Consider the following 25,219-nt stretch of genomic DNA (forward strand, 5'->3'; position numbering starts at 1 on the left):
GAATGAGGAGGAGACTTAAGTTGGCATTTATCATTGACAGAAAAACGACTTACCGCATTCCGCCCCATCCGTCTTCGCCGGTCCGCCACGTTTGGAAGATGGTAGAGAGAGACCACGCGCAGGTACTGGGCGCCGTTCCGAGGCATGTATTGGGAGCGGATGAACCGGCTGATGTCGTCATCCGCTATGCGGTATCCCAAGACCGGTGCCCGGACAGACCGGAGGCGTTTTGCTTCCGCTTTGTGAAGGACGGCGGCAGAACGACTCTGCATATTGCGGCGGCCGACGATCTCGGACTGGTCTACGGCATGCTCGAGTACAGCGGAAAGTATCTCGGCGTCGATCCGTTCTGGTTCTGGGCGGACCTTTCTCCCGAGCGGCGAAGCCGGATCGAGATTCCTGAGGGCGATTACGATTCGCCAGAACCGTTCGTCCGGTTTCGCGGCTGGTTCGTCAATGACGAGGTGTGCCTGATCGGGTGGAAGGAGGAGTACCCCCCGACCAGCGAAGTATGGGAGCCTGTCTTCGAGGCGCTGCTGCGCTGCGGAGGGAATATGGTTATCCCCGGCACCGACCTGCCAAAGCACGGCGTGCATGCGGATGTGGCCGCGGAGATGGGGCTGTGGGTTACCCACCACCATGCCGAGCCGCTGGGCGCCGAGATGTTTCTGCGGGCATATCCCGGTAAGAAAGCAAGCTATCAAGAGAACCCGGAGCTGTTTGAGACGTTATGGGAGAAAGCGATTGAGAAGCAGAAGGACCGTAACATTGTTTGGGTTCTTTCATTCCGCGGGCAAGGCGATCAGCCTTTTTGGGTTCAGGATCCCGCATTCGACACGCCTGAGAAGCGCGGTGAAATGATCAGCCGCGTCGTGCGCAAGCAATACGATATGGTTCGCGCAAAGGTAACCGATCCGTACTGCTGCGTGGCGTTCTATGGGGAGATCTCGGAATTGTACAAAGCGGGTCATATCCATATTCCGGACGATATCATCAAGATTTGGGCGGACAATGGATACGGCAAGATGGTATCCCGCCGCAACGGCAACGAGAACCTGCGGGTACCGTCTTTACCCGAGCTGCAGGACAAAGGCAAACACGGCATTTATTATCATGTGACGTTTCACGATCTCCAAGCTTCCAATCATTTGACGTTGTTCCCGGCTCCGGCCAGTCTGATCAGCGGAGAGGTGGAGCAGGCGTTTCGGGCCGGAGCTAACGACTACGTGCTCGTTAACAGCGGCAACATTCGGCCGCATGTCTATACGCTGGACTTGATACGGGAGCTGTGGACGCAGGGGGAAGCGGATACAGAAGAGCATCTTCAAACGTTTGTCCGTCGGATGTTTCCCTCGGGTTCGCCGGAGATCGCCGCGCTGTTCCGTGAATATGCGGGGCGGACAGTTCCGTACGGCCCGAACGAAGATGACCGGGCGGGAGATGAGTTTTATCATCATCCGGCCCGCCAAATCGTCGGACACTGGCTTCAGGGGAAATCGGATCAACCGCATGCACGGTTAAATTGGGCAACGGGCGTCTTCGATTTTCCGGAGCAAGTCGAGTGGTTTCGGCGGAAGTGCGCCGAGGCCGTTCCGGGCTTGCGCGAGCTGAGGGAGCGGATTGAACAGCTGCTTCCCGAGCTCGCGGAACCGGATCGCCTTCGGCTGAAAGATCATTTGCTTTTGCATGTAGAGCTTCATCTGTCCGGCTGCGAGGGCTTTGAGGCGTTGGGACAATCGTACTCCGCTTACCGGAACGGCAACTATCCGCTGGCGTTTGTGTATGCTTCGCAGGCGATGTGGAACTATCGGAGGGGGCGGGTCGCGCTGCAGGAAGCCGAACACGGGAAGTGGGCGAATTTCTTCCGCGCGGACTGGCTGACGAATATCGATAGCACGGTGCAAAACATGGACACGCTTCGGCGCTGGCTTCGCATGCACGGCGACAGCCCCGATTTCTTCGCGTGGTACAAGCATTTTCTGATGCCGGAAACGGAGAAATATATTTACTTGGAGAACACGCACCGCAATCCTCTCTCAGATGATGAGCTAGCCCAGAGGCTGGCGGACAAGTTCGGCGTCTGATAGGTTAAATGGCTCAAGCCTGCCGGCCGAGTCATCGAAGACAATACGCATTTGAATGAGCAAGGTGCGGAGGCTGTCGCACGAATGGTGGCTGATGCCATCCACAACCTGAATCTGAATATTGGTTAGTCCCTTAAATGAGCATAAAGACAAGATAGGAAGGACTTGGTGCCTTCCGTTCTTGTTTTTTGACGCTGAAAGAGAAGCTTTCAACTTTATGGATTCTTAAGCAAGTGTTGAATGGAGCAACTGCAATTACAAAAGAAAATCGGAAACTAGGCAGTTGCCTCATGGATGCTGCCTTGGTTTATATTAGGAGCAGATTAGATGCCGATTACTACAATATCATCTTACCCGGTTCCAGTGCTTAGGGGCGATTACCCTGATCCTTCAATTGTGCGTGTAGGTCAAGATTATTACATGACACATTCTTCTTTTATGTATGCGCCTGGACTATTGGTATGGCATTCCCGCAACCTTACTGATTGGGTTCCCCTTTGCCATGCGATCCAGACCTATATGGGGGATATCTGGGCTCCGGACCTCGTTTATGCGGATGGTCGCTTTTACATTTATTTTCCTGCAAACGATACGAATTATGTCGTATATGCCGATAAAGCGGAGGGACCATGGAGTGAACCAATTGATCTGCACGTAGGCGGTATTGACCCGGGGCATCTGCTTGGAGCCGATGGACAGCGGTATTTGTTTCTAAACTTCGGAAGGGTGGTATTGCTAGCTCCGGATGGCCTTTCCGTCACCAACGATATTTCCGAGATTTATGAGGGTTGGCCGATCCCGGAGGAATGGGCTACGGAAGGACACGCTCTTGAATCCCCCAAGTTGTTAGCACGGGGCGGTTTTTATTATATGGTTAGTGCACAAGGAGGAACAGCTGGTCCTGCAACAAGCCATATGGCTGTTGTAGCTAGAAGCGAGAATCCTTTAGGACCGTGGGAGAACTCCCCTTATAATCCTCTTGTGCATACTTGGTCGAAGGATGAACGCTGGTGGTCCAAGGGTCACGGCACGTTGGTCGATACGCCGAACGGAAAGTGGTATATCGTCTATCATGCCTATGAAAAGGACTTCTGCACGCTCGGAAGACAAACCTTGCTGGAGCCCATCGTTTGGACGGAAGACGGTTGGCCTTCGTTAGCGATGAACGCGGATGGGCAGTTAAAGACAACGGGAGATACTTCTCTGGATCTTTCCGACGATTTCCGAGGAGCCACACTCGGCTGGCAATGGCGATTTTACAAGGAACTGGACCCTGAACGTTATTACGTAGGAGGGGGCGTCTTGAAGCTGAGGGCTAAAGGCGAGTCGCCCTCGGATTCAGCACCTCTATTATGTATTCCGCTTGACCATGCCTATGAATCCGAGGTTCAAATCAAGGTCGGACCTGAAGTGGAAGCAGGGCTGCTTCTTTTCTACAACGAACGCTGTTACGCAGGAATCGGTTTTACGGAGCATGGTATTTTTCGGCTTCGGCGTGGCTCCAAAAGCGCTCCTGGGCGGGGCCAGGGTAGTCGGCTTTATTTGAAAATTAGGAATGAATGCAACACGGTCATCATGTTCTACAGTACCGATGGAGTAGAATGGACACGGTTTCCGGCAGCATTGGAAGTATCGGGTTATCATCATAATAACTTTGGCGATTTTATTAGTTTACGGCTTGGAATTTATGCAGCTGGGAACGGCGAGGCCGAAATTTCCGGATTTCGATATCAGGCGATTAAAGAGTGATGGAGAAAGCATTTGTAGAACAAGCGGGACTCCCCCGTCTAGCGGCTATAACGGTCATCCGGTCATAAATGATACGTCAGTTCAATTAAGCTAGCGGCAGTCTAAGACTTTTTTCAAGTCCTAGACCGCCGCTAGTGCTAGAGGCCGGCGTCAGACGCAGGGTTTTAGAATTTGTATGATTCCCCGTCATCCGGCACTAGAACAGTAGAGGAGATGCCTTTTTCTTGAATAAAGCTCTTTAATTCGTTTCTTGATAATGTCCAATGATTTACAGCTTCCATATGGCTAACAACAATTTTTGCTTTTGGGGCAGCCTTATACACTTCATAAATATCATCTTCTCCCATGATTAGTGAGCCGCTCCCAACGAATTGATTATCTCCGCCATTCACAACAATAATTCCCGGTAACTGTGTTTCGATTACTTCTTGAATAGCTTCATACCATATAGTATCTCCAGCTACATATAGCGTTTTTTCATTTGGATGCTTGAAGACAACGCCGCAGACCAGACCAGCAACTTTTAATATTTCTCCCCTTCCGTGTTCGCCTTTTGTTTTTATTAATTGAATACGCTTAAAAATTGTATCTTCTCTTAAAACTTCAACATTTTGAAAACCGGCGTTTCGGACCTCTTTGGCATCTTCTTCATTTTGTACAAACATTTTGATATCTTTCGGCAAGGCCTCTTTGGCAGCATCATCAAAGTGGTCTAAATGTAAATGAGTTACAATTACAGCATCCACATTTGTAATAGTGTCTAGTGATGCAGGCAGGCTTACTAAAGGATTAAATCGATCATCTTGTCTTAACGAGTTGGGGAAAGGCGGGTAAGTGCCCTTATCTGCCAAGAAGGGGTCAATCAAAAACTTAATCCCTGCATATTCAACAGCCAAAGTCGCATTTCTAATTTGAGTAACTCTCATATTTACATCTCCTTACGTTTCGTATGTCAAGTTTAAACGATGAACAATTCCATTTACATGGATAGAATCAAGTCTTTTTATCGATTGGCTTGAATATTGAAAGGGGAACTTTTTATTTTTATTAATATAGGAACCTTCACCGCGTATCAAGTCGGGGTAGAAGGTTCCTTTCGTTAATGGATGAGCTATTTCCGTTTACTCGTTGATGGGGGCAAAATATCCATGCTGAACAGCTTGTCTCACCCACTCTACGAGCGGGGTGCCGGGTGCAGCGATACGCAACTCGTCAATTACTTGTTCAGGCCTGGGCAGAAATTTATTATTTAATCCAATCCATTTGTACGAGTCGGCGAGGCCTGCTGCTGTTTGCTTGCCCAGTACTGGAGCTAGCGCTTCTTCGAATGCTTCTACTGGGAGAGAAAAAAACTGTATCTTCCGATTCAATGCGGCACTGAATTGCTCAGCCAGTTGATTTCCGGTCAGAGCCTCAGGTCCTACGATAGGCAATGTCTGCCCTGCTCTGGATGGTTAAGCGCATATGCTCCGTAAGCAGCCGCATCTTCCATGCTAATCCAGGCGATTGCAGAATCGGCTGGTACAGGATAAGCTAGTGTTTGGTTGCCTACAACGCCGGGGATAAGGAAGTTTTCCATATAAAATGTAGGTTGAAGGATGATAGACGGAATGCCGCTTTGCAACACATAAGCAATTAATTCTCTCTTCATATCATAGGCAGTGACACCTGTATCATCATTTAGAACGAGACCGCTGGTATTAAAAACGATAAGCTTCACATTTGCATGTTTGGCGGCATCGACGGTATTTCGGATGAATTGGCGATTACGCTCCAGATCATAGTTCACCGGCAACAGCAGGAACACTTTGCTGACTCCCTCATGAGCAGAAGTGAGACTGTCTGCATCTGACAGATCTCCAACAAAGGCAGTAAAGCCTTGCTCTTGAAGCCGAGAGGCCTTGTCCGAACTTCTCACGATCGTATGAACGGTATATCCTTCTTTTAGAAGATTGCGGGCGATTGCACCACCTTGCACGCCGCCAGCTCCATAAACCAATATTTTTTCCTTCGTTTCCATTGTTGATCATCCTTTCGTTTACTAAAAGTAATATAGTGATTATAGTTAAATAATATAGGTTTAAATTCAAATTTATAAGTACGCACATTAAGGATATGTAGTATCCTAAAGGATACCATTAAAAAGGAGGGGGACCAGAGTGGATAAACAACAAACGATAGAATGTCCGGTTTGTCCGGTTGAATATACGGTCAATATGGTTGGAGGCAAGTATAAGCTAGTCATATTGCATAAGCTTGCGATTCATGGGGTTAAGCGGTTCAATGAATTAAGAAGAGAATTTCCCAATATTACGCAGCGTACGCTCACTCGTCAACTGCGTGAGCTCGAAAGCGATGGCCTGATTAGCCGGCAAGTGTATTCTGAAATCCCACCCAAGGTTGAGTATTCGCTATCAGAGACGGGGAAGAGCCTTTATCCTATCCTTCTCCAAATAGAGAATTGGGGCCTGAACTATATCGCAAACAACCCCAAATAATGTAATGCTGCGTACACGTTTGTTTCAGCGTTATGTAAAAAGTTTGCGGGTCTATAGGCGTCAAAAAAGTCCCCGCCTGTTCATGATGGGGACTTTGATATTTTAGCAATGCAGGGTCCTCGATTAAGTTACAAAGATTCACCTGTAACGATTTGATGCTGCAACAGCAATACATTCAAATGCTTATTGAGATTTCCATTGATTTCTTCAAGCAAGCAATTCACTGCCGTTATTCCGATTTCGCTTACAGGATATCGTACGGAGCATAGTCTTGGAGAAATATACTTTAACATATCGATATCATCGAAACCCATGAGGCCTACCTGTCCAGGAACTCTTATTTTGTTTTTCTTAAAATAACTTAGCACTTCTAATGCATAGATATCCGCAGGGCAGACAATTGCTTTTTTCGGCTGGGATTCCAGATCCATTTGGCTGATGACATGGATATAATCCGAGTCCATAATGACAAGCGGTTCCTTTTTTCCCATCTCCAATAAACCCTCGCGACATCCGGCCAGCCTTTCTTCCAGTGTGTAGAGATTGACCTCGCCTCTGTACGCTAATGGAGGACAAACATATATAATTTGTTCATAGCCTTGGCTTACAACATATTTCACAGCGTCTTTCATCGATTCACGTTCGTTAATGCCCACATAGGTCCACCTGCCGGAAATACGATTTCCGATTGTGACAATGGGAATGTTTAAACCGGTTAATTCTTCTTCAAATTCATGTCCGAATTGGACACTGAACATGATAATCCCGTCTACTTGCCGGGTTTTGAAATATTCCAGTGCTTTCCTTTCATGTTCGGGAGTGTTATGGGTAAATATAGGAAAAACGATATACCCGAGCTCCCTGGCTTTGACTTCAATGGCATTCATTAATTGTGCGAAATATGGATTGCGGACATCAAATAGAATGACGCCAAGCGTCATGGACCTGCCTTTGGCAAGGCCCCGGGCCAAATGATTGGGGGTATAGTTCAGCTCCTTCGCAGCTTTGAGAATCAATGTTTTCGTCTTCTCGCTAATGCCCGGCCTTCCGTTCAACGCACGGTCGACGGTTCCTTCCGAAACCTGGCAAATCCGGGCGATATCTTTAATGGTGACTGTCATATCCGGCTCCTTTTATACTAATGAACGTGTACGCACACGAAACCAATTTTTAAATATTTTATAATAGGATGTCAGTAATAGCAAGGGATTAGAAACATTTCATTATTTTTATTGACATAAAAAGCTATTCAAGATATATTGCAAGTGTGTTGACAACCGTGTGCGCACACGTAAATTATCTGATCATGGAGCGTGGAAGAATGTCTAGGTTGGAGATTAACCCAAGAAGAGTACTTAGCAAAAGAGATAAGAAAATTTTTGGTCACTTTCTGGAGCATTTTCATCGTCAAATCTATGGCGGAATCTTTGATCCGGCGTCCGCGCTTTCCGATAGCAGCGGATATCGTCAAGACGTTATGGAAGCATTGAAACAGATTGAGGTTCCGATTGTACGATGGCCAGGCGGCTGCTTTGTTTCTGCCTACCGCTGGAAAGATGCGATAGGAAAGCAGCGTTCGCCTTACTTTGATAAGGCATGGCGGGTAGAAGAACCGAATCTGTTCGGCACGGACGAATTTATTGGATATTGCCGTTTGATTGGCGCAGAGCCTTATATTTGCACGAATGCCGGAACCGGGTCGCCGGAAGAAATGAGCGATTGGGTTGAATACTGCAACCTCCCTTCCGAAGGAAAATGGGCGAAGCTCCGTATTGAAAACGGCCATCCCGAGCCTTATAAAGTGAAATATTGGAGCATCGGCAATGAAAACTACGGCGATTGGGAAATGGGCGCCAAGAATCTTAGGGAATGGGGGCGTTTCGTAAAAGAATCGGCCAAAATGATGAAGCGGGTTGACCCTAACATTGAACTGCTGGCAGCTAGCATTTCGGATTTGGATTGGAATCTGAATTTGCTGCGGGAAGCAGGGAATGATCTGGATTGGATCTCGATTCACGACTATTGGGATCATCTGGGCCAAGTCAACGATTTATCGGATTATGAAACTTGTATGGCGTATTCCATGGAAATTGAGAAACCGATTCTCAAGACGAAACATATTCTCGGCTCACTCGGCTATTTGGGCAAAATTCGTATTGCCTATGACGAATGGAATCTTCGAGGCTGGCATCATCCGGATATTAACTCCGGAACCGAGGATTATATCACCCCGAGGGATAAAAACGACATCAATTCAAGCTACACCATGGCGGATGCTGTGTTTACGGCTTGTTTCTTAAATCAGTGCCACAAGCATAGCGATGTCGTCGGAATGGCGAATTTCGCTCCGACCGTCAATACACGAGGAGCCGTCTTTACGCATCAAGAAGGGATCGTCTTGAGATCCAGTTACTTTGTGTTTGAGCTGTATATCCGACATCTGGGGGATATCGTCGTTGACTCCTGGCTGTCGGTAAATTCGGCTTTCGATGTGGAGAAGTCCGGCAAGTCAACAAGCGTCCCGCATGTCGATGCAGTCGCCACCAAACGGACGGGAAGCGAAGATCTGAGAGTTGCTTTGGTCAACCGCCATCCCGATCGGGCGGAAACCGTTTCTCTGCAGCTTGGCCGTGCAATCCAGTATTCGAATGCGGTGCTTTATAGTGTGGTCGGCGATTCGAAAGACGCTTACAACGATATCGGGAAAGAACAGGTTCGTGTCGTGGAACAGCCTATGAGCTGGAATACGCAATCTGATCTTACTGTCGAACTTCAGCCCCATTCGGTAAACGTTTTGGTCATTACTTAGCTGAAAAGCAAATCCACTCCTAACCGGTTGCCGCGGCAGCCGGTTATTTGTATGGGGAAGGAGAGCTGAAATATTATGAGCAGGGTAATAACGGGCTAGCGATTTCTAATGAAGGTTTTGTAAATGTCGGTGAAAGAAAGCGGCCATGCGCTTTATAGGTCCCTTTATGTCATTTGAACCATTCACCACCCGCTCGAAAAGTTGTCGAGTAGTTACATAGATGGACAAAATCTTTATATTTTCCAATGGTCCTCTCTTGTGCATGCAATTAATTCCAAAATATATCCATAAATTTACAACGATTTATAACATTCATTTACATAAACCTTTATTATAATTACATGCGGGGATGACACTAGTTTAATACATAAGCGTTTTAATAGAAAGAATCCAAGCTAAAAGGAGTCGATGAAATTGGACAAGGAACAACTCTTTAATGATCTGGAAAAACAGTTGCGGGAAGGCAAGATGGATCGCCGCGATTTTTTGCAGGCAACAGGAAAAATCGCACTCGCATCGCTCGGTTTGACGATCGCTGCTTCGCTTAAAGGGGGGGCTGTCGATGCAGCGCCGAAATTTACGGCTTATCCATTTACTTTAGGGGTAGCGTCCGGCGACCCTTGGCCGGACAGCGTTGTGCTGTGGACCCGGCTTGCACCCGACCCTTTGAATGGCGGAGGCATGTCCGGCAGCGACGTCCCGGTCAAATGGGAAGTGGCAAGCGACGAGAATTTCCGCAAAGTCGTACGTCAAGGAGCAGGCTTTGCCAGAGCCCAGCTTGGGCATTCGGTGCATGTCGAGGTGGATAGACTGGAACCGAACCAAGTCTACTACTACCGCTTTCAAGCCGGAAAGGAAGTCAGCCCGACAGGCCGTACGAAGACGCTGCCTGCATACGGATCTCACGTTTCGAAAATGACGTTTGCTTTTGCTTCCTGCCAAAACTACCCGCAGGGATACTATACCTCTTACCGCCATATGGCGGCGGAAGAATTGGACCTGGTCTTTCATCTGGGCGATTACATTTACGAAGGCCCCGGTCCAGCACCAACTACTTCAAGCCCCCGGTACCATAACGGCCCCGAAATATTTACACTTGAGGATTACCGCAACCGCTATGCCTTGTACAAAAGCGACAGCGACCTGCAAGCCGCACACGCCAATTTCCCTTGGGTGGTTTCGATGGACGACCACGAAGTCGAGAACAACCATGCCGGTCTGATCCCTGAGGCTAATCAGCCAATCGAACCTTTCCTGGTCCGCAAAGCTGCGGCATTCCAGGCCTATTACGAAAATATGCCTTTAAGAAGTTCTTCCCTGCCGAGCGGTTTTACCATGCAGCTCTACAGACAATTTATTTATGGTGACCTGGCTAATTTTCAAGTACTCGATACCCGCCAATTCCGTGATGATCAAGCGAGCGGCGACGGACGCAAGCCCCCGACACCAGAATCCGCGAGTGAGGATCGCTCGATTATAGGCGAAGAGCAGGAGAAATGGCTGCTTTCAGGTCTCGATCAATCGATAGCGCAGTGGAATATTATTCCGCAGCAGGTATTTTTCTGCGAGAGGGACTTCATGATCGGAACCGGGGACGAATTCAGCATGGATGCATGGGACGGCTACTCCGCCAACCGCGACCGGATTCTTAATTTTGCCAAACAGAAAGGACTTTCCAACCTTGTAGTCCTCACAGGAGACGTTCACTCGAACTGGGCCGCCGATATTAAAGCGGATTTCAACAACCCGGATTCCGAGATCCTCGGAGCTGAATTTGTCGGCACCTCCATCACTTCGGGAGGCGACGGTTATGATATTACCGACGCTCAAATAAACATACTTACGGAAAATCCGCATATCAAGTTCTACAACAACCAGCGCGGCTATGTGCGCTGCACCGCTACTCCTGAGAGCTTTCAGGCGGATTACCGTATTGTTCCGTATGTTTCACGTCCTGGAGCGCCGATCACAACCCGCGCTTCCTTCCTGATGGAAAAGGGCAAACCGGGATTACAGAAAATTTACGACGGTGCGGTCACAGTGTAAGGAACGTACCGGAATGAAGCTCTTCCTATAAGAAAACCATCAGCCACGGCATCCGAAAGCCGTGGCTTGTTCTTACCCGGTGAATTCGGAACCGCCAATGACGGCGGCTTTTTGTTTTCGTCACCGTCACTGTTTCGTCGATTCAGGATTCGCTTAGTAGCTCAACCCCCAATCATTTTGTGTTCCTTTTAAAGACTTCCACCTCATACGGTTCTAACTGCAAAATATTATCAAATCTTCGGCCGGTCAATACGCCTTGCCCCGGTGCGGGAATGGGTACGCGCTGCACAGAAGATGTCGTATTCACATAAATCGAATAGTCTCCGACCCGACGCGCAGCTACGCCTTGCGGCGTTTCCGGTCCTTTGTTCATCTGGAGCTCCGTGTAATAATGGGCAAACAATGCTTGCATGAGGTCAATATTCGCCGGAACGGCCGCATAGACCGCTTGACCCTTGCCGTAGGAGTTGACGGTTATGGCAGGCAGCTCATTCTCCAAGTCGGTAAATGTAGCCAAAACCTTCGCCGTGGCAGGCTCCAGAATTTCATAATAAGTAATCGGAATATCCACTACGTGATCGGCAATCTTGATCTTCGGGTTTTCACGCCGAAGGTTCATTTTTTGTTTCTGAAGTCCGCCTTCATTCGTATCGGTATGATGGTAAATCGGACGTTCGAACGCGTTGGAGCGAATGCCGAATACATCGCTAAGCCTTCCGGGCATCGTTGTGCCGAATACGCGGTTGTGCTCATCCACTTTGGCGGAGTAAGCCGTCATGATGACCGTTCCGCCTTGCTCTACGAAGCTTCTGATCGAATTTGCGGATTCTTCATCCATGATGCAGTGGCCGGGAACAAGCAGAAGCTTGTATTCTTTCTCGATTTTGCGAAGATCCACGATATTACAGTCGACATTATCTTCGCACAACGTCAGGAAGGTCTGCATCATTTGATCCAGATAGGCGGTTTTGTAATGCCCTCTTTGATTCTGGGACACCTTAAACGATTCGAAGGAGTAAGCAAGGGCGATTTCCGGTTTGGGCAAATAGGGAAGCTCTAAACCCGTATGTTTCAGCTCCTGCATCTCATAGGCGAATTGACGGAATTCACCCCATTTTCTTCCGGGTAGTCCGTCGTGATCAAGCAGTCCGAAGATGTACTGCTCTTCGCCGCCTAACATCGCTCTCCATGTCCAAGCGCATACGGCTTCCGAGCGGAACAGCAAGGATAGGTAAGCGTACATGCGCAGCGCCCCTTTCGGAGGTGCATAGGCTCCATAGGAGCCGGTCTGGAATTCCAGACACCATACCGGCTGATCCGTCTCTGCGATCCGGTGAATCGTCGTAAAGCATGTCCCGAACAGCGCGTTTCTGTCCTCAGGGTTAACGCCAGGGTAAAATCCGATTCCCGGTATATCGAAGATTTCCCGATAACCTTTCAAATAGTCAAAACCGAGCACAGGATTTTCTCCCCAGTGGTTTGTCGTTTCCCGTGCATGGGGTGCATAGTTCCGAACAATCTCGTTTAATCCGCTTAGAAAGGAAAGCTGCTCGTCCGAAAAGAAGCGCCACATATCCAGCATCCTCTCCGGAGCTCCGTTCACATCTCCGGAAACGGGGAACTCAATATCCTCGAAGCTGTTCAGTTTGCGAGACCATCTTTGAGCAGCCCAAGCCGTATTCAATTGTTCAATGCTGCCGTATTTGGTTCTCAACCACTGCACGAAGCGCTGGCGAGCTTCGTCCGAGAATGTCGGTATGCCGCTTCCTACCTCGTTGCATAACCCGAACGCATACAAAGCGGGATGGTTGGCATACCGTTCGGTTAGTACCTTTGCGAATGTGTAGGCAAATTCCTGAAAGACCGGATGACCCACATCTTCATAATATCGATGCACCGCGTACAACCGATTCCGGTTTCTGTCGGCGAGCGTGATGGCGGGATATTTCTTGTGGAGCCATGTAGGCGCCGGACGGGTAGCGATGTCAAGAACGACCTTGATCTGCGCCTCCGCGAATAAGTCCATGACTTCATCGAACCAAGCGAAGGTATAATGGCCTTCCGACGGTTCGAAGCTGTCCCAGCACAAGTGTCCGAGACGTACCAGATTGAACCCGGCTTCCTTCATCAGCCGGATATCGGTCGGCCAACGCTCGGGAGCCCAATCATGGGGGTGGTAATTTGCTCCAACATAAATCATTTAGATCACCTTCCGTCAAGTTCTTTTTCCTCAGTCCAAAGACAGGACTATTACGCCGTTAGGAACGATGCCGCCTTCCGGCATATCCTCGGTCTCCCTCAGAAGCCGAGCTTTCTTCTGGTATGATATTTGAATTATTCCAAACGGAGCGTCGCCGCATCGATGCCTGCAAGCTTGAACATGCGCGAATCCTCGTTCCTGGCCGGCTTCACCCATTGATCGGGGTAGTATCGCCTCCTTGCCAAATTTTCGGTTTACTGACGTTAATCATCTTGTCTCACCTCGTATCCTATGATAAAACTGCATTAGACAATCATATTGTATGACCTGCAATTGCTATATCCTATATAAAATAACCGAAAACGGGTATAAAAATATGGAGGATTGCCATGAAGCGCCGCGTAGTTCCCGTCTCTCAGGCGGAGCTGCTACCCCTGCAGCTGGAAACGATCGGAATGCATACTGAAGAAGAAATAATTGAAAGGCCAAACGGGTATCCGTGCTTCCATTGGCTTCAGACGAGGGAAGGAGAGGGGGAGCTGTCGGCCAACGGTCAAACATGGAAAATGACGGCATGCTCGGGTGTGCTTCTGACCCCTGGAACACCCCACCGGTATGAGCCCAAATGCGGAAACTGGCGCAGCGGTTATATTACGTTTCAAGGGAGCATGGCTGCAAGCTTTGTGCAGAAGCTGGGGTGGAAAGAGGCTGAACGGTTTCAATGGGAGCCCGGCAACGACCGGATTTCGCAGCAGTTGAATAGCATGCTGAGTTTCTCCGAATCCGGGGGGGATCCGTCGGGGTGGCAAAGCTCGGTGGAAATGTACCGTTTCCTGACACTGCTTCGGACCGATGCCCGGACGGACAACCGGCCATCCATGTCGAAGCGACTGTCACGCATTCAGAGTCTGCTGGATTGGCTTGAAACCAGCTTCTCCGACCCGGGGATTGGACTTGCGGAAATGGCAACGCGGCTCGGCATCAGCGAACGGCAGCTGAACGAGAGGTTTCGGGAGCTGTTCGGCCAGACGGCATACGCATATCTGATTCAGCTGCGGCTTCATAAGGCGAAGGAATGGCTTCCATCCCGGCCGGATTTGACCATACGCCGCATCGGGGAGGCCGTTGGCTTTCGAGACGCCAGCCATTTCGTCGCCACATTCCGCCAGAAGGAAGGCATGACGCCGAATACGTATCGAAAGTTGTATGGCGCCGTTGGCACAATGTCGGAGCGGCGGCCGGATTAACGGGCTAATAGGTCCAAACGACCGATAAATCCGTTGAAGAAGATGCAATCTCTAACCGCGTTGTGTAACAAAAGCATTCGAATCCTATTCGGCATATTGCGCCGTAAATGAACTCAGCTCTTCCCAATACCCTCGGTCCGCTACTGCTAAATATCAAACATCTTATCAAATTGATATAAATCTAATCGTTGTTACGTATCCCTTCGTCTGATCCGTAAGTAGAATAAAGATACAGACAAGGAGGGGGCGCATAATGTTCGCAAGGATGTATAAATATCGCTGGCAGTATCTCATGATTTTGCCGGCGGTTGTATTGCTTTTTCTGTTCAATTATGTCCCGATGGCAGGCATCCAGATCGCGTTCAAGGACTTTGCGATCGGTTCTTCTATTTGGGGAAGTCACTGGGTTGGTCTGGACAATTTCTCTTTCGTCCATGATCCGCAATTCTGGAAAGTGGTTCAAAACACCCTGTATATTTCGGTTTTGAAATTCGTTTTTGGTTTTCCGGCGCCCATTTTTCTCGCGTTAATGATTAATGAGGTTACGCACCCGGTCTTTAAGCGGTTCGTACAGTCAGTCAGTTACTTGCCGCACTTTTTCTCCTGGATCGTGGTGGCCTATATCCTTCAATCCTTTCTAACTTTAGATGGCGGACTTGTAAACGATTTCATAGGAAAGCTGGGGGGAGAGCCCATCTTCTTCCTGGGCTCCACGGATTGGTTCCGTCCCATGATTGTTTCGAGCGGATTGTGGAAAGAGGTCGGCTGGAACACCATCCTCTACCTGGCGGCGATCTCCACGATCGATCCGCAGCTTTACGAAGCCGCGAAAGTCGAAGGTGCGGGTAAAATTGCGCAGATACGCCACATTACGGTGCCGGGCATCATGCCAACCATATCGATTGTTCTGATTCTAAGCATTCCAAGCCTGATCAGTGTGGGAATGGATCAAATCTATCCGATGATGAATTCGGCGAATCAGGAGGTAGCGGACGTTCTCGATACTTATGTGCTTCGCAATGGGCTCCAACAAGGCTACTTCGGCATGGCCACCGCCGTCGGTTTGGTGTCCTCGGTCATTGGTCTACTTCTGGTCGTGACGACGAATACGATCTCCAAGAAAATCAACGGAGAGGGGCTGTGGTGACAGATGAAAGCGACTGCGCTTGAACGGGTGGGACAAGGTCTTATCGTTGTCCTGATGGTACTGATGTGTATTTCGATTCTTTACCCATTTCTGTATATGCTGGCGATCTCGCTCAATACCGGCACGGATGCCGCAAGAGGCGGCGTATATCTCTGGCCGCGTTCGTTCACTTGGATCAATTACGAAATCGTTCTGGGCAACGAGGTGATCCGTCATGCTTATCTGGTCACGATCGCAAGAACGGTTGTCGGCACGTTCGGTGGGCTTGCCGTCACGCTTGCGGCCGCATACGGGTTATCGTATAAGCGGCTTCCGCTTCGAAAAGGCATTCTAACCTATGTCCTCATCACCATGCTGTTCAATGGCGGATTGGTCCCCTTCTATATTCAACTGGTTAAGTTGGGACTGGCCAATACCTTCTGGGTTTTTATCATCCCCGGTCTATTCTCGGCCTGGAATATGTTCGTCATGCTGAAATTTATACACGGCATTCCCGAAGCGCTGATCGAATCCGCCGAGCTGGACGGCGCAGGCCCGCTAAGGATCCTGCTTCAAATTATCGTACCGCTTTCGAAACCGATGCTTGCCGCACTCGGACTCTTTACGGCCGTGGGTCATTGGAACGACTGGTTCTCCGGCGCCTTTTTCGTCACCGACCAGAAATTGATCCCGGTCCAGACTTTCCTGCAACAGTTGCTGACCGCTCAAGACATTATAAGACAGACCGTCAGCTGCGTTCCATGCTGAAGCAAGAAACATCCGGCACTACCAATCTCATTGTGGGACAGCGAATCGGAACGATCAAGGATGCCGATCTCATCCTCGTTCTCGACGAAGGCAAGATCGCGGGAAGAGGCACACATCAGGAGCTGCTGCAGACTTGCGAGGTATATCGTCAGATCGCGAACTCTCAGTTATCGAAGGAGGAGCTCGAAATTGGCTAAACAACAGACCGCAACCAAACCAAACATCGATTTTAAAGGCACAATGGGCAAGCTGGTCGCGTATTGCAGGCCATACGTTCCTCTTATTGCTGCAGCTCTGCTGCTGTCCGTCGTGGGCACGATATTTACGATTATCGGGCCAAGTCAGCTGGAAGACATGACGGATCACATCACCGCGGGCTTAATGGGCGAGATCGACATGGACGCGATTAGCCGTATCGGTATTCTGCTTGCCGTCTTGTACGGATTAAGCGTCGTCTTCTCGTACTTCCAAGGCTACATTATGGCTACGGTAACGCAGAAGGTATCTCGAAGCTTGCGCACGCGCATATCGCAGAAGCTTAATAAGCTTCCGCTCAAATACTTCGATTCCACTAGCAACGGCGACGTGCTAAGCCGCGTCACGAACGATATCGATACGATCGGTCAAACGATGAATCAAAGCGTCGGGATGCTTGTGACGTCCGTCACGATGCTGGTCGGCTCCTTGGTTATGATGTTCTATACGAACGTATGGATGACGCTGACGGCGATCTTGTCGACGTTTCTGGGATTTGCCTTCATGACCGTGATGATCAAAAAATCGCAAACGCATTTCGTCCACCAGCAGGCCAACCTGGGAGCGATGAACGGCCATGTCGAGGAAATCTTCTCGGGCTACGATGTCGTTAAGGTCTATAATGCGGAGCGGATGGCGAAGGAAAAGTTTAACGAGATCAACGATAAATTATATGACAGCTCATGGAAGTCGCAATTTCTATCCGGCATGACGATGCCGCTCATGATGTTCGTCGGAAACTTCGGCTATGTGGCGGTATGTATTGTCGGCGGAGCATTAGCGATGAACGATCACATATCGTTTGGGGTTATCGTCGCCTTCATGCTCTATGTCAGACTGTTCACGCAGCCAATGGGGCAAATCGCGCAGGCCGCGACAAGTCTGCAATCGACCGCTGCCGCTTCCGCACGCGTATTTGAATTTTTGGAAGAGAAAGAGCTTGAGGACGAGAATCATAAATCGAAGATGCTTGAGGACGTTAAAGGACAAGTCGAGTTCCGGAACGTTACGTTCGGGTATGATCCGAGCAAGCTGATCATCCACGATTTCTCGGCCCGCGCTTTGCCCGGCCAGAAGATCGCCATTGTTGGACCGACGGGTGCGGGGAAGACGACGATCGTCAATTTGTTAATGCGATTCTACGAGTTGAACGGCGGAGAAATTGCCATCGATGGCGTTCCGATTCACGAGCTTCCCCGGGAAAACGTTCATGAGCAGTTCTGTATGGTGCTGCAGGATACGTGGCTGTTCGAGGGGACGATCAAAGAAAATATCATCTTCAACAAGCAAGGCGTTACCGATGACGAAGTGAGGGACGTCTGCAAGGCCGTCGGTATTGACCATTTTATCCGGACCTTGACGCATGGCTACGACACCGTATTGAACGAGCAAGTGAACCTTTCCGCAGGGCAGAAGCAGCTGATCACGATTGCGAGAGCGCTCATTGCGAACGCCCCGCTGCTTATCCTCGACGAGGCGACGAGCTCCGTCGATACGAGAACGGAGCTCCTCATACAGGAAGCGATGGACCGACTGATGGCGGGACGAACCTCGTTTGTTATCGCTCACAGGCTGTCCACGATCAAGAATGCCGACATGATTCTCGTCATGAAGGACGGCGACATTATCGAGAGCGGCAATCATCGGGAACTGCTTGCGGCGAACGGCTTCTACGCCGAATTGTACAACAGCCAGTTCGAGACTGCGGAAGCGGTTATATAGCGGAGAACTATACGTGTGAAACACATTTAGACAAGTTAGAGGCTGGACCGATCAGATAGCGGTCTGGCTTCTTTTTTTAGAGCGAGTTAGCGGGTGCGGAAAAGTATATGCAACTTAAACAACTTAATATTGGATTTTTGTCTATCTGTGAAAATGCGACATCTTCTACTCTCCATTTGTCGTCTTTGTACATAACATACCGCCGTCTGTATTTATATGATTATTTCTATAGACTGGCACTAGCAGATTGGGAGGAACAAGATGACGACCGAAATTTCATATTCACGTATGTATGAAAAAGGAAATTACGCCAGCGCCTACACGGAGGTTCCGGCTTCCGCTCCCGGCTTCGAATGGCGTGACGGTATGGTAAGCGGCAATGGCGAGAACGGTTATATCACCTCAGGTTCGCCTTATGCGGACTGCTTTATTTTTCAAAACATATGGTTCAACTACCCATCCAACCATCCCAGAGTGATTCCGGAGGAGTTGACAGGGCAGCTTGCCGAAGCCAGGCGGAACGTCTTTCATTTAAACGACCAATGGAAAATAACATTTCCGGACGGCACGACGAGAAGAAGAACCTTTTTTTACAGCTACCATCCCGGTCATCAACTCCGGCTTAGCATGACGAATAGCGGAAGCGTATCGGACTATGAGCGGTGGACGAATTATGAAACGGCGGAGACGGGAGTGCGCTACACCGATGAGCTTGGCTCATGGATTCGAACTTCGTTTACGTCCAGAGCGGACAACGTATCGATCACGAAGATAACGCAATCTTCCATCGGCGCAAAAATTAACATGGTGATCTCGATCGATGACATTTCGAATATGTGCAGAGCACAGAATGCCGCTTCCGAGGTTACGGCGCTTCAATATAAAAAGTTGGTCGGCCCCGATGCAGCGTATATCGCGCAGGTTGCGCATTATCCTTCCTATCCCGGGAGCGAGCTGGCCGGTGGCGGATACGCGGGGCTGACGCAGGTCATAGCGATAAACGGCGTTAAGAAGAGAGTGCTGCTCCCGGAAACGAACGAAACGATGAACGTCGGCACCGAGAAGAACCCTGCCATTAAAATCATGAACGCGGATGCCGTATATTTAATCACGCAGTCCGACCGAACGCATGAAATGGGCAGAATCGAAGATTTTTGCGGGATGCCGCAATACGCAATCGCCGATCAACTATATCGGAATACGAACGCCGTTGCCGGCAAATACAAGGACGCATCCGGTCATTTCGATTACGTCGCCGCCCTCGCGCCGCATGTCCGGAAGCACGCATCCGAATATAACGCTGTGAGCTTCTTCATTCACGGGGACGAAGCTGACAAGCACGTGGACAACCTGGCGCTGATCAACGCTCAAAAAGCGTCGGCGTCCAAAGTCAATCATGCGTTTATGGAGCAGGCGTACAACCAGGGACGGTATGCCATGATCTGCAGCGGCGGCTCCAGCGCGCCCCGCTTGTACGGGATGTGGACCGGGGAATGGAATCCCGGCTGGCGCGGCATCTACACCCTTGACGCCAACGTCAATTTGCAAGTCGCAGCGATGAATACGGGCCATTTAACGGAAGCGCAGCTTGGCTATATAACGTTTTTCTTGAGAAACGCACCGGACTTTGCCTACAATGCGCGGATGGCGTATGGGATGCACGACGCCTTGCAGGTGTCGGTCAACTCCGACGGCGACCGGGGCATGCATGTGGAGTATGACAACGACTATCCGTTTCAATACTGGAATGCCGGTGCCAGCTGGTGTTTACTGCCCATCTTTGAATATTGGCAGTGTTACGGCAACCGGCGGATTCCGATTCATGCCGGCATGAGGATCCATGATCTGCGGCCGCTTCTCGGCGTCAAGGACGGGGGCCTTTCCGATGAAGAATTCGCTCAACTCCTAAACAGAGGGTTTCTGGATCTGGAACAGGATATTTTGCTCCCTCTGCTTACCAAACAGGCTAACTTCTGGGAGCAGATTTGCACACCGGAATACTACACGGATATAAATGGAGATTCATGCTATCAGAGCGGCAAAACGGCGCTAAATCCCGGTGAAAAGTATTTGATTATTCCTGCCTATTCGCCGGAGAATAACCCGATCGGCTATAACAGCACGATTACGGCCAATGCCGTCATGGATATATCGGCAGCGCGAGACGGACTTCAGATGGTTATTATGCTTGAAAAGGCCGTAAAGCGAGACGGTTTCGAAGCTGCAATCGCCAAATGGGAAGGGTTGCTCTCACTGCTGCCGGATTACAAATACGACACTGACGGCGCTTTACGCGAATGGGCGATGAGCGAATATACGGAAAATAACAATCACCGGCATCTGAGCCATCTTTATGTGGCTTGGCCGGCCTATGAAACAAGGTACAACAGGGAATTAGCTCAAGCCGCGAAGATCGCTCTCGAGAACAGAGACAAATACAATACGCAGGATGCGACCGCGGGGCATGGCTGGGTGCATAAGGCACTTGTCCACGCGAGGTTGAAAAATGGCGACGGAGTGCTCTCATCGCTATTGCCCATGATGACGGAAACCGGCTATTACGTCTCCCTAATGACAGATCACGATACAAATCGGAGAAACAACACCTATTGCACGGATACGGCGTTTGGCGCCGTCGGGGCAGTGAATGAAGCGTTGCTATTCTCGAATACGGGCGAAATCGAGGTTCTTCCGGCATTGCCTTCCGATTGGAAAACCGGCTCCATACATGGACTCATGGCAAGGACCCGGGTAGAAGTTAAGGAGTTAACCTGGGATTTATTCACCAAAACGGTACGCGTTACGCTGTGTTCAAGCGAGAATGACAATATGATTAAATTACATGCAGGCATTCCTTGGACGGATGCCGCGATTAACGGCCATGCTGTAAAGGTGCTTCAGGAAGAGCGTGGAAAATATATCCGCTTGACGCTGATTTCGGGAATTGACGTTACGGTTGTATTTCAGTTGGCCTAATCCCTAGTAAAATCATGTCGGTTGTTAAAAGAGCCCTTGGCACTGGAAATCCGGAAGCAAGGGCTCTTTGAGTTGGTGAACATGAAGGGAAGAACCACCTTGAAAAAGGACACCAAAACCTGCGAAATGAACCGTTTTCACGAAATGTATGCGCTTTTATAATTTGAGTAGGAAGCGGCAGACAGGAAGCACACACAAAGCAAAACGAAAGGAGAGGCGAAAATCATTCAAAACGACCTATTTATAAAGCGGTTTCAAAGACAGCTCCCCTTCCAGCTGTTTGTATGGATCGGGCTCGCGTTCCTGCTGGTGTTCAGTTACATTCCGATGTTCGGCATCATTATCGCATTTAAAAATTATAAAATCTCGACCGGCATCGACGGGATTTTTACCAGTTCTTGGGCAGGAGTGACGCACTTCAAGGAATTGATCAACGACTATAACTTCCCGATGCTGGTACGCAATACGCTCGTTTTGAGCCTGTTGAAAATCGTTTTTTCGTACCCGATACCGATTCTGTTCGCCATCCTGCTTAGCGAAGTAAGGCATGTGTTTCTAAAACGGTTCGTGCAGACCGTCAGTTATTTGCCTCATTTCATCTCTTGGGTCGTCGTAACCGGCATCTCGTATGCCTTCTTCTCGTCGGGGTTCGGCATCTTCAACGATCTGCTGATATCCCTGCACCTGATCAAGGAACCGCTCAATATCTTAACGGATCCGAACTCGTTCTGGGGGCTAGCGGTTTCGACGGCGATATGGAAGGAAGCGGGGTGGTGGACGATTATTTTCCTCGCGGCGCTTGCCGGCATCGACCCGTCACTTTACGAGGCGGCGGAGATGGACGGCGCGAGCCGGCTAAGACGAATCTATCACATCACGCTGCCGGGGCTGAAGGGCGCAAGCATCGTTGTGTTGATTCTGACGATCGGAAGCATGCTGGGGGGAGGGCTGGTCGGATCGAACTTCGAGCAGTCCATGCTGCTTGGCAACGCCCTTAACAGCGAGAAGTCGCAGATCATTCAAACCTACGCGTTCACGATCGGCTTGGCGCAGGGGCGGTTTTCATTTGCGACGGCGATCGATCTCATGCAATCGGTCATCTCCGTTTTCTTGATCTTCACAAGCAACGCCATTGCGAAGCGCGTCTCGGGTACCGGGTTGTTCTAGCATCATAAGAATCAGGAAAGTGGTGAACCATCATGCGCCATAAAAAAACGACGGAAGACCGGGTACTGGACGCGATCATATCCGTTATTCTATTTATCGTCGTCTTCGTGACGCTCTATCCTTTCTACTACATCCTATTGATTACGCTTAATGCGGGCACGGACACCGCGATCGGCGGCATGTATTTGTGGCCGCGGCAATTTACGCTCGGCAACTATCTATACTTTCTCGAGGATCCGAAGTGGATCAGCGCGTTCGGAATTTCGATGCTGCGTACGATCGCAGGAACCGCTCTCGGGGTCCTGTTCACCGCCATTGTTGCCTACGGACTAGCCAAGCGCGATTTGATCTTCCGCAAAAGCTACTTCCTTATCGTCGTTGTGGCGATGAATTTCTCCGGGGGATTAATTGCCTTCTACATCGTGCTGAAAAGCCTGGGCTTAATTAATACGTTCGGCGTCTACGTCATTCCGGGGATGCTGAACCTGTTCTTCCTTCTGATCGCAATCACGTTTTTTACCGAAATACCCGAGGAGCTTGGCGAATCGGCAAGGATCGACGGCGCCTCGGAGGTCCGTATTTTCACCAAAATCATTTTGCCCGTTTCCATGCCGCTTCTGGCGACGATGAGCTTGTTCATCGGCTCCGGACAATGGAATGCATGGCTCGATTCGGCTTATTTCGTACAAGATGAGAGACTGCGAACGCTAACTTACCGCATGATGCAGGTGATTAATCAAACAATGGTTCCGTCGGGCGAGGCTCAGTCGGCAGCCATGTCAAGGTCCAGCGTAACGCCGTTCTCGATTCAAGCGACGGCGATGATCGTTTCCATCGTCCCGATTCTCGGCGTGTATCCGTTCCTGCAAAAATATTTTGTATCCGGCATGATGCTCGGCTCGGTCAAAGGCTGATTTTGAATTCGGTTTTTCGGTTGTCTTACTGATGGATAGCAGGACATCCTTAAAATAATAAAGATCATGGGGGTATAAAAATGAACAGAAGCTTTAGATTATTAATCGTTCTGGTCGCTGCGATGTCATTGGTTTTGTCGGCATGCAGCGGCAACGCCGGCAATGCGCCCGCAAACGGCGGCAAGGCCAATAACGGGGAGGAAAGTTCGACAGGGAATGGAGCCGGCGATAGCTCCAAGCCTCCTGTCGAGCTGACGATGTTCGTGGATGCCACCTGGTATCCGTTCCAGGACTGGACGGGCGAAATCCCGGAGGCCATTACGAAGGCAACCGGCGTCAAGCCAAAGGTGACGGTGGCAACCGACGACAAGCAGCTCGCCTTGATGGTAGCTTCGGGCGATTTGCCCGACATCGTCGTATCCTTTAACTTCAAGCTTATGTCGGACGGAAATTTAAGTTTGCCCTACAATGAAATCTTTCCGAAATACGCGCCAAGCGTGAAGTTCGACCCGGTCAAAGAGCTTGTCAACACGGTAAGCGACGGCAATTATTACGCGATCCGCAACGATTTCTCTTCTGAAGCGGAGTGGAAGGCCAATCCCTACGCCCATATGATGGTACCCGGATTGACCCTGCGCAAGGACATTTTGGAGGAGCTCGGCAATCCGTCCATCAAGACGATTGACGATTTGGATAAGGTGTTTGCCGCAGTCAAGGAGAAGCATCCCGACATGGTGCCGCTTATCTTGAACCCGAACTGGCAGCGGCCTTATTTCGATACCCAATTCGGCGCTGCGGGGGGCTTTGTCGACAAAGACGGCAAGATCGAATATTACCTGAGGCAGAATGCGACTCGCGATTCGATGCTCTATATAAACAGCTTGTACCGCAACGGGTTTGTTACTTCCGAGAATTTTGCCTACAAGAATGAGTCTGAAACCGAGCAAATGATGTTGGCCGGCAAAGGTTTTGCTTATACGTGGACTTATTCCGGCGCGGACCGTCTTAACGCCAGCGGTAAGGAAAGCGGTTTGGAATTCGTACAGCTTGCCGAGCCGCTTGGCGACAAGGCATCCGTCATCAGCACCGGAACCGGCGGACTCGGCGTTTATGTGACGAAGGATAACAAGGACGTGGAGGCGACGGTCAGATTCCTTGAGTACTTGTACTCGGAGGAAGGCTGGCGGCTGGCCGAATGGGGCATGGAAGGGAAGGACTGGACGTGGAATGAAGCGGGATATCCGGAGTTCAACTACAACGTGCAGGACTTGGAAGTTCTGAAGCAAAAAGGCGTGTATTGGTGGGGGGTGCCGACGGAAACCGGAGTAGGTATGGCTCTTAGCTCCTATAAAAGCGGATCGGAGACGACGCGACAAGGGGAGGCCTACTCCAAAATAACAACGTTTAACCCGGCCATCGGGATGATTAATCCGGATACCGACTCGCCCGAACAGATCATACGGACCAATATCGACAATATGGTGAAGACGGAGGTTGCGAAGGTTTATTTGGCGCCGACGAAGGACGAGGCTTTGAAGGCTTATGAGGAAATGCTGAAGAAGGCGGAGAAAATAGGCATAACGAAACTGGAGGCATGGGCGACCGAACAATATGGTCCGTTAAAGGAAAAGTATGACGCGTTGACGAAGTAACGCAAA

Annotated in this window: 19 protein-coding genes; 14 read left to right on the forward strand and 5 right to left on the reverse strand. The window is 49.8% G+C overall.

What is annotated here, in order from left to right; translation table 11 throughout:
- The first annotated feature begins 2 nt into the window (after window positions 1–2).
- A complete protein-coding gene (locus H581_RS0104455) occupies window positions 3–2,084 on the forward strand; it encodes a glycosyl hydrolase 115 family protein (protein ID WP_028608980.1) in 2,082 nt (693 codons plus the stop codon).
- A gap of 327 nt (window positions 2,085–2,411) precedes the next feature.
- A complete protein-coding gene (locus H581_RS32985) occupies window positions 2,412–3,833 on the forward strand; it encodes a family 43 glycosylhydrolase (RefSeq protein ID WP_051250445.1) in 1,422 nt (473 codons plus the stop codon).
- A 164-nt stretch (window positions 3,834–3,997) separates the two neighbouring features.
- On the opposite strand, the gene H581_RS0104465 is transcribed toward H581_RS32985, so the two are convergent.
- The 3 genes from H581_RS0104465 to H581_RS32990 all read right to left on the reverse strand — a co-directional run bounded on the left by H581_RS0104465 (window position 3,998) and on the right by H581_RS32990 (window position 5,853).
- Complete coding sequence (locus H581_RS0104465; protein WP_028608981.1) at window positions 3,998–4,759, reverse strand: MBL fold metallo-hydrolase; 762 nt, start codon at window positions 4,757–4,759, stop codon at window positions 3,998–4,000.
- 195 nt (window positions 4,760–4,954) lie between these two features.
- Window positions 4,955–5,266 (reverse strand): Rossmann-fold NAD(P)-binding domain-containing protein, encoded by a 312-nt coding sequence (locus H581_RS38780; protein WP_051250446.1) that lies wholly within the window; start codon window positions 5,264–5,266, stop codon window positions 4,955–4,957.
- The gene (locus tag H581_RS32990; protein WP_051250447.1) at window positions 5,254–5,853 is read right to left on the reverse strand and encodes an SDR family oxidoreductase; all 600 of its coding nucleotides are present in this window, start codon (window positions 5,851–5,853) and stop codon (window positions 5,254–5,256) included. Before H581_RS32990 ends, H581_RS38780 begins: the two co-directional genes overlap by 13 nt.
- A 196-nt stretch (window positions 5,854–6,049) precedes the next feature.
- Between H581_RS32990 and H581_RS0104475 the strand changes: the two genes are divergently transcribed.
- Window positions 6,050–6,331, forward strand: a complete 282-nt coding sequence (locus tag H581_RS0104475) for a winged helix-turn-helix transcriptional regulator (protein WP_084134469.1) — start codon at window positions 6,050–6,052, stop codon at window positions 6,329–6,331.
- Window positions 6,332–6,459: 128 nt separating this feature from the next.
- Here H581_RS0104475 and H581_RS0104480 read toward each other — a convergent pair whose 3' ends face one another.
- Window positions 6,460–7,452: a LacI family DNA-binding transcriptional regulator gene (locus H581_RS0104480; protein ID WP_028608983.1), complete on the reverse strand. Its 993-nt coding sequence runs from the start codon at window positions 7,450–7,452 to the stop codon at window positions 6,460–6,462.
- A 200-nt stretch (window positions 7,453–7,652) separates the two neighbouring features.
- Here H581_RS0104480 and H581_RS0104485 point away from each other — a divergent pair, with 200 nt between their 5' ends.
- Window positions 7,653–9,140 carry an alpha-L-arabinofuranosidase C-terminal domain-containing protein gene (locus H581_RS0104485; protein WP_028608984.1) on the forward strand — a complete coding sequence of 496 codons (1,488 nt, stop codon included), beginning with the start codon at window positions 7,653–7,655 and terminating at the stop codon, window positions 9,138–9,140.
- Between the two features lie 408 nt (window positions 9,141–9,548).
- Entirely contained in the window at window positions 9,549–11,186 is a 1,638-nt protein-coding gene (locus H581_RS0104490) for an alkaline phosphatase D family protein (RefSeq protein WP_028608985.1), read from the forward strand.
- 172 nt (window positions 11,187–11,358) lie between these two features.
- On the opposite strand, the gene H581_RS32995 is transcribed toward H581_RS0104490, so the two are convergent.
- Window positions 11,359–13,386, reverse strand: a complete 2,028-nt coding sequence (locus tag H581_RS32995) for a beta-galactosidase (RefSeq protein WP_051250449.1) — start codon at window positions 13,384–13,386, stop codon at window positions 11,359–11,361.
- A 389-nt stretch (window positions 13,387–13,775) separates the two neighbouring features.
- Between H581_RS32995 and H581_RS33000 the strand changes: the two genes are divergently transcribed.
- The 9 genes from H581_RS33000 to H581_RS0104545 all read left to right on the forward strand — a co-directional run bounded on the left by H581_RS33000 (window position 13,776) and on the right by H581_RS0104545 (window position 25,213).
- The gene (locus H581_RS33000; protein ID WP_036717713.1) at window positions 13,776–14,633 is read left to right on the forward strand and encodes an AraC family transcriptional regulator; all 858 of its coding nucleotides are present in this window, start codon (window positions 13,776–13,778) and stop codon (window positions 14,631–14,633) included.
- Window positions 14,634–14,886: 253 nt separating this feature from the next.
- On the forward strand, window positions 14,887–15,780 hold the full coding sequence (locus tag H581_RS0104510; protein ID WP_028608987.1) for an ABC transporter permease: 894 nt from the start codon (window positions 14,887–14,889) through the stop codon (window positions 15,778–15,780).
- 3 nt (window positions 15,781–15,783) lie between these two features.
- Complete coding sequence (locus H581_RS33005; protein ID WP_084134461.1) at window positions 15,784–16,527, forward strand: carbohydrate ABC transporter permease; 744 nt, start codon at window positions 15,784–15,786, stop codon at window positions 16,525–16,527.
- Window positions 16,521–16,724: an ABC transporter ATP-binding protein gene (locus tag H581_RS37660; protein ID WP_028608988.1), complete on the forward strand. Its 204-nt coding sequence runs from the start codon at window positions 16,521–16,523 to the stop codon at window positions 16,722–16,724. Before H581_RS33005 ends, H581_RS37660 begins: the two co-directional genes overlap by 7 nt.
- Window positions 16,725–16,767: 43 nt before the next feature.
- Entirely contained in the window at window positions 16,768–18,504 is a 1,737-nt protein-coding gene (locus tag H581_RS0104525; protein ID WP_156889498.1) for an ABC transporter ATP-binding protein, read from the forward strand.
- A 261-nt stretch (window positions 18,505–18,765) separates the two neighbouring features.
- On the forward strand, window positions 18,766–21,480 hold the full coding sequence (locus H581_RS0104530) for a glycosyl hydrolase family 95 catalytic domain-containing protein (protein ID WP_028608990.1): 2,715 nt from the start codon (window positions 18,766–18,768) through the stop codon (window positions 21,478–21,480).
- 309 nt (window positions 21,481–21,789) lie between these two features.
- Window positions 21,790–22,647, forward strand: coding sequence for an ABC transporter permease (locus H581_RS0104535; RefSeq protein WP_342663390.1), 858 nt, complete (start codon window positions 21,790–21,792; stop codon window positions 22,645–22,647).
- A 32-nt stretch (window positions 22,648–22,679) separates the two neighbouring features.
- Window positions 22,680–23,561, forward strand: a complete 882-nt coding sequence (locus H581_RS0104540; RefSeq protein ID WP_028608992.1) for a carbohydrate ABC transporter permease — start codon at window positions 22,680–22,682, stop codon at window positions 23,559–23,561.
- An 80-nt stretch (window positions 23,562–23,641) separates the two neighbouring features.
- On the forward strand, window positions 23,642–25,213 hold the full coding sequence (locus tag H581_RS0104545; RefSeq protein WP_028608993.1) for a type 2 periplasmic-binding domain-containing protein: 1,572 nt from the start codon (window positions 23,642–23,644) through the stop codon (window positions 25,211–25,213).
- The last annotated feature ends 6 nt before the right edge of the window (window positions 25,214–25,219 follow it).

The sequence above is a fragment of the Paenibacillus harenae DSM 16969 genome (assembly GCF_000422465.1).
In the GTDB taxonomy this organism is placed as follows: Bacteria; Bacillota; Bacilli; order Paenibacillales; family Paenibacillaceae; genus Pristimantibacillus; species Pristimantibacillus harenae.

Bases quoted from the DNA above. Each gene is read 5' to 3' on its own strand.
- H581_RS0104455 (WP_028608980.1), top strand. From the start codon at position 3: ATGAGGAGGAGACTTAAGTTGGCATTTATCATTGACAGAAAAACGACT.
- H581_RS32985 (WP_051250445.1), top strand. From the start codon at position 2,412: ATGCCGATTACTACAATATCATCTTACCCGGTTCCAGTGCTTAGGGGC.
- H581_RS0104465 (WP_028608981.1), bottom strand. From the start codon at position 4,759: ATGAGAGTTACTCAAATTAGAAATGCGACTTTGGCTGTTGAATATGCA.
- H581_RS32990 (WP_051250447.1), bottom strand. From the start codon at position 5,853: ATGGAAACGAAGGAAAAAATATTGGTTTATGGAGCTGGCGGCGTGCAA.
- H581_RS0104475 (WP_084134469.1), top strand. From the start codon at position 6,050: ATGGTTGGAGGCAAGTATAAGCTAGTCATATTGCATAAGCTTGCGATT.
- H581_RS0104480 (WP_028608983.1), bottom strand. From the start codon at position 7,452: ATGACAGTCACCATTAAAGATATCGCCCGGATTTGCCAGGTTTCGGAA.
- H581_RS0104485 (WP_028608984.1), top strand. From the start codon at position 7,653: ATGTCTAGGTTGGAGATTAACCCAAGAAGAGTACTTAGCAAAAGAGAT.
- H581_RS0104490 (WP_028608985.1), top strand. From the start codon at position 9,549: ATGAAATTGGACAAGGAACAACTCTTTAATGATCTGGAAAAACAGTTG.
- H581_RS32995 (WP_051250449.1), bottom strand. From the start codon at position 13,386: ATGATTTATGTTGGAGCAAATTACCACCCCCATGATTGGGCTCCCGAG.
- H581_RS33000 (WP_036717713.1), top strand. From the start codon at position 13,776: ATGAAGCGCCGCGTAGTTCCCGTCTCTCAGGCGGAGCTGCTACCCCTG.
- H581_RS0104510 (WP_028608987.1), top strand. From the start codon at position 14,887: ATGTTCGCAAGGATGTATAAATATCGCTGGCAGTATCTCATGATTTTG.
- H581_RS33005 (WP_084134461.1), top strand. From the start codon at position 15,784: ATGAAAGCGACTGCGCTTGAACGGGTGGGACAAGGTCTTATCGTTGTC.
- H581_RS37660 (WP_028608988.1), top strand. From the start codon at position 16,521: ATGCTGAAGCAAGAAACATCCGGCACTACCAATCTCATTGTGGGACAG.
- H581_RS0104525 (WP_156889498.1), top strand. From the start codon at position 16,768: ATGGGCAAGCTGGTCGCGTATTGCAGGCCATACGTTCCTCTTATTGCT.
- H581_RS0104530 (WP_028608990.1), top strand. From the start codon at position 18,766: ATGACGACCGAAATTTCATATTCACGTATGTATGAAAAAGGAAATTAC.
- H581_RS0104540 (WP_028608992.1), top strand. From the start codon at position 22,680: ATGCGCCATAAAAAAACGACGGAAGACCGGGTACTGGACGCGATCATA.
- H581_RS0104545 (WP_028608993.1), top strand. From the start codon at position 23,642: ATGAACAGAAGCTTTAGATTATTAATCGTTCTGGTCGCTGCGATGTCA.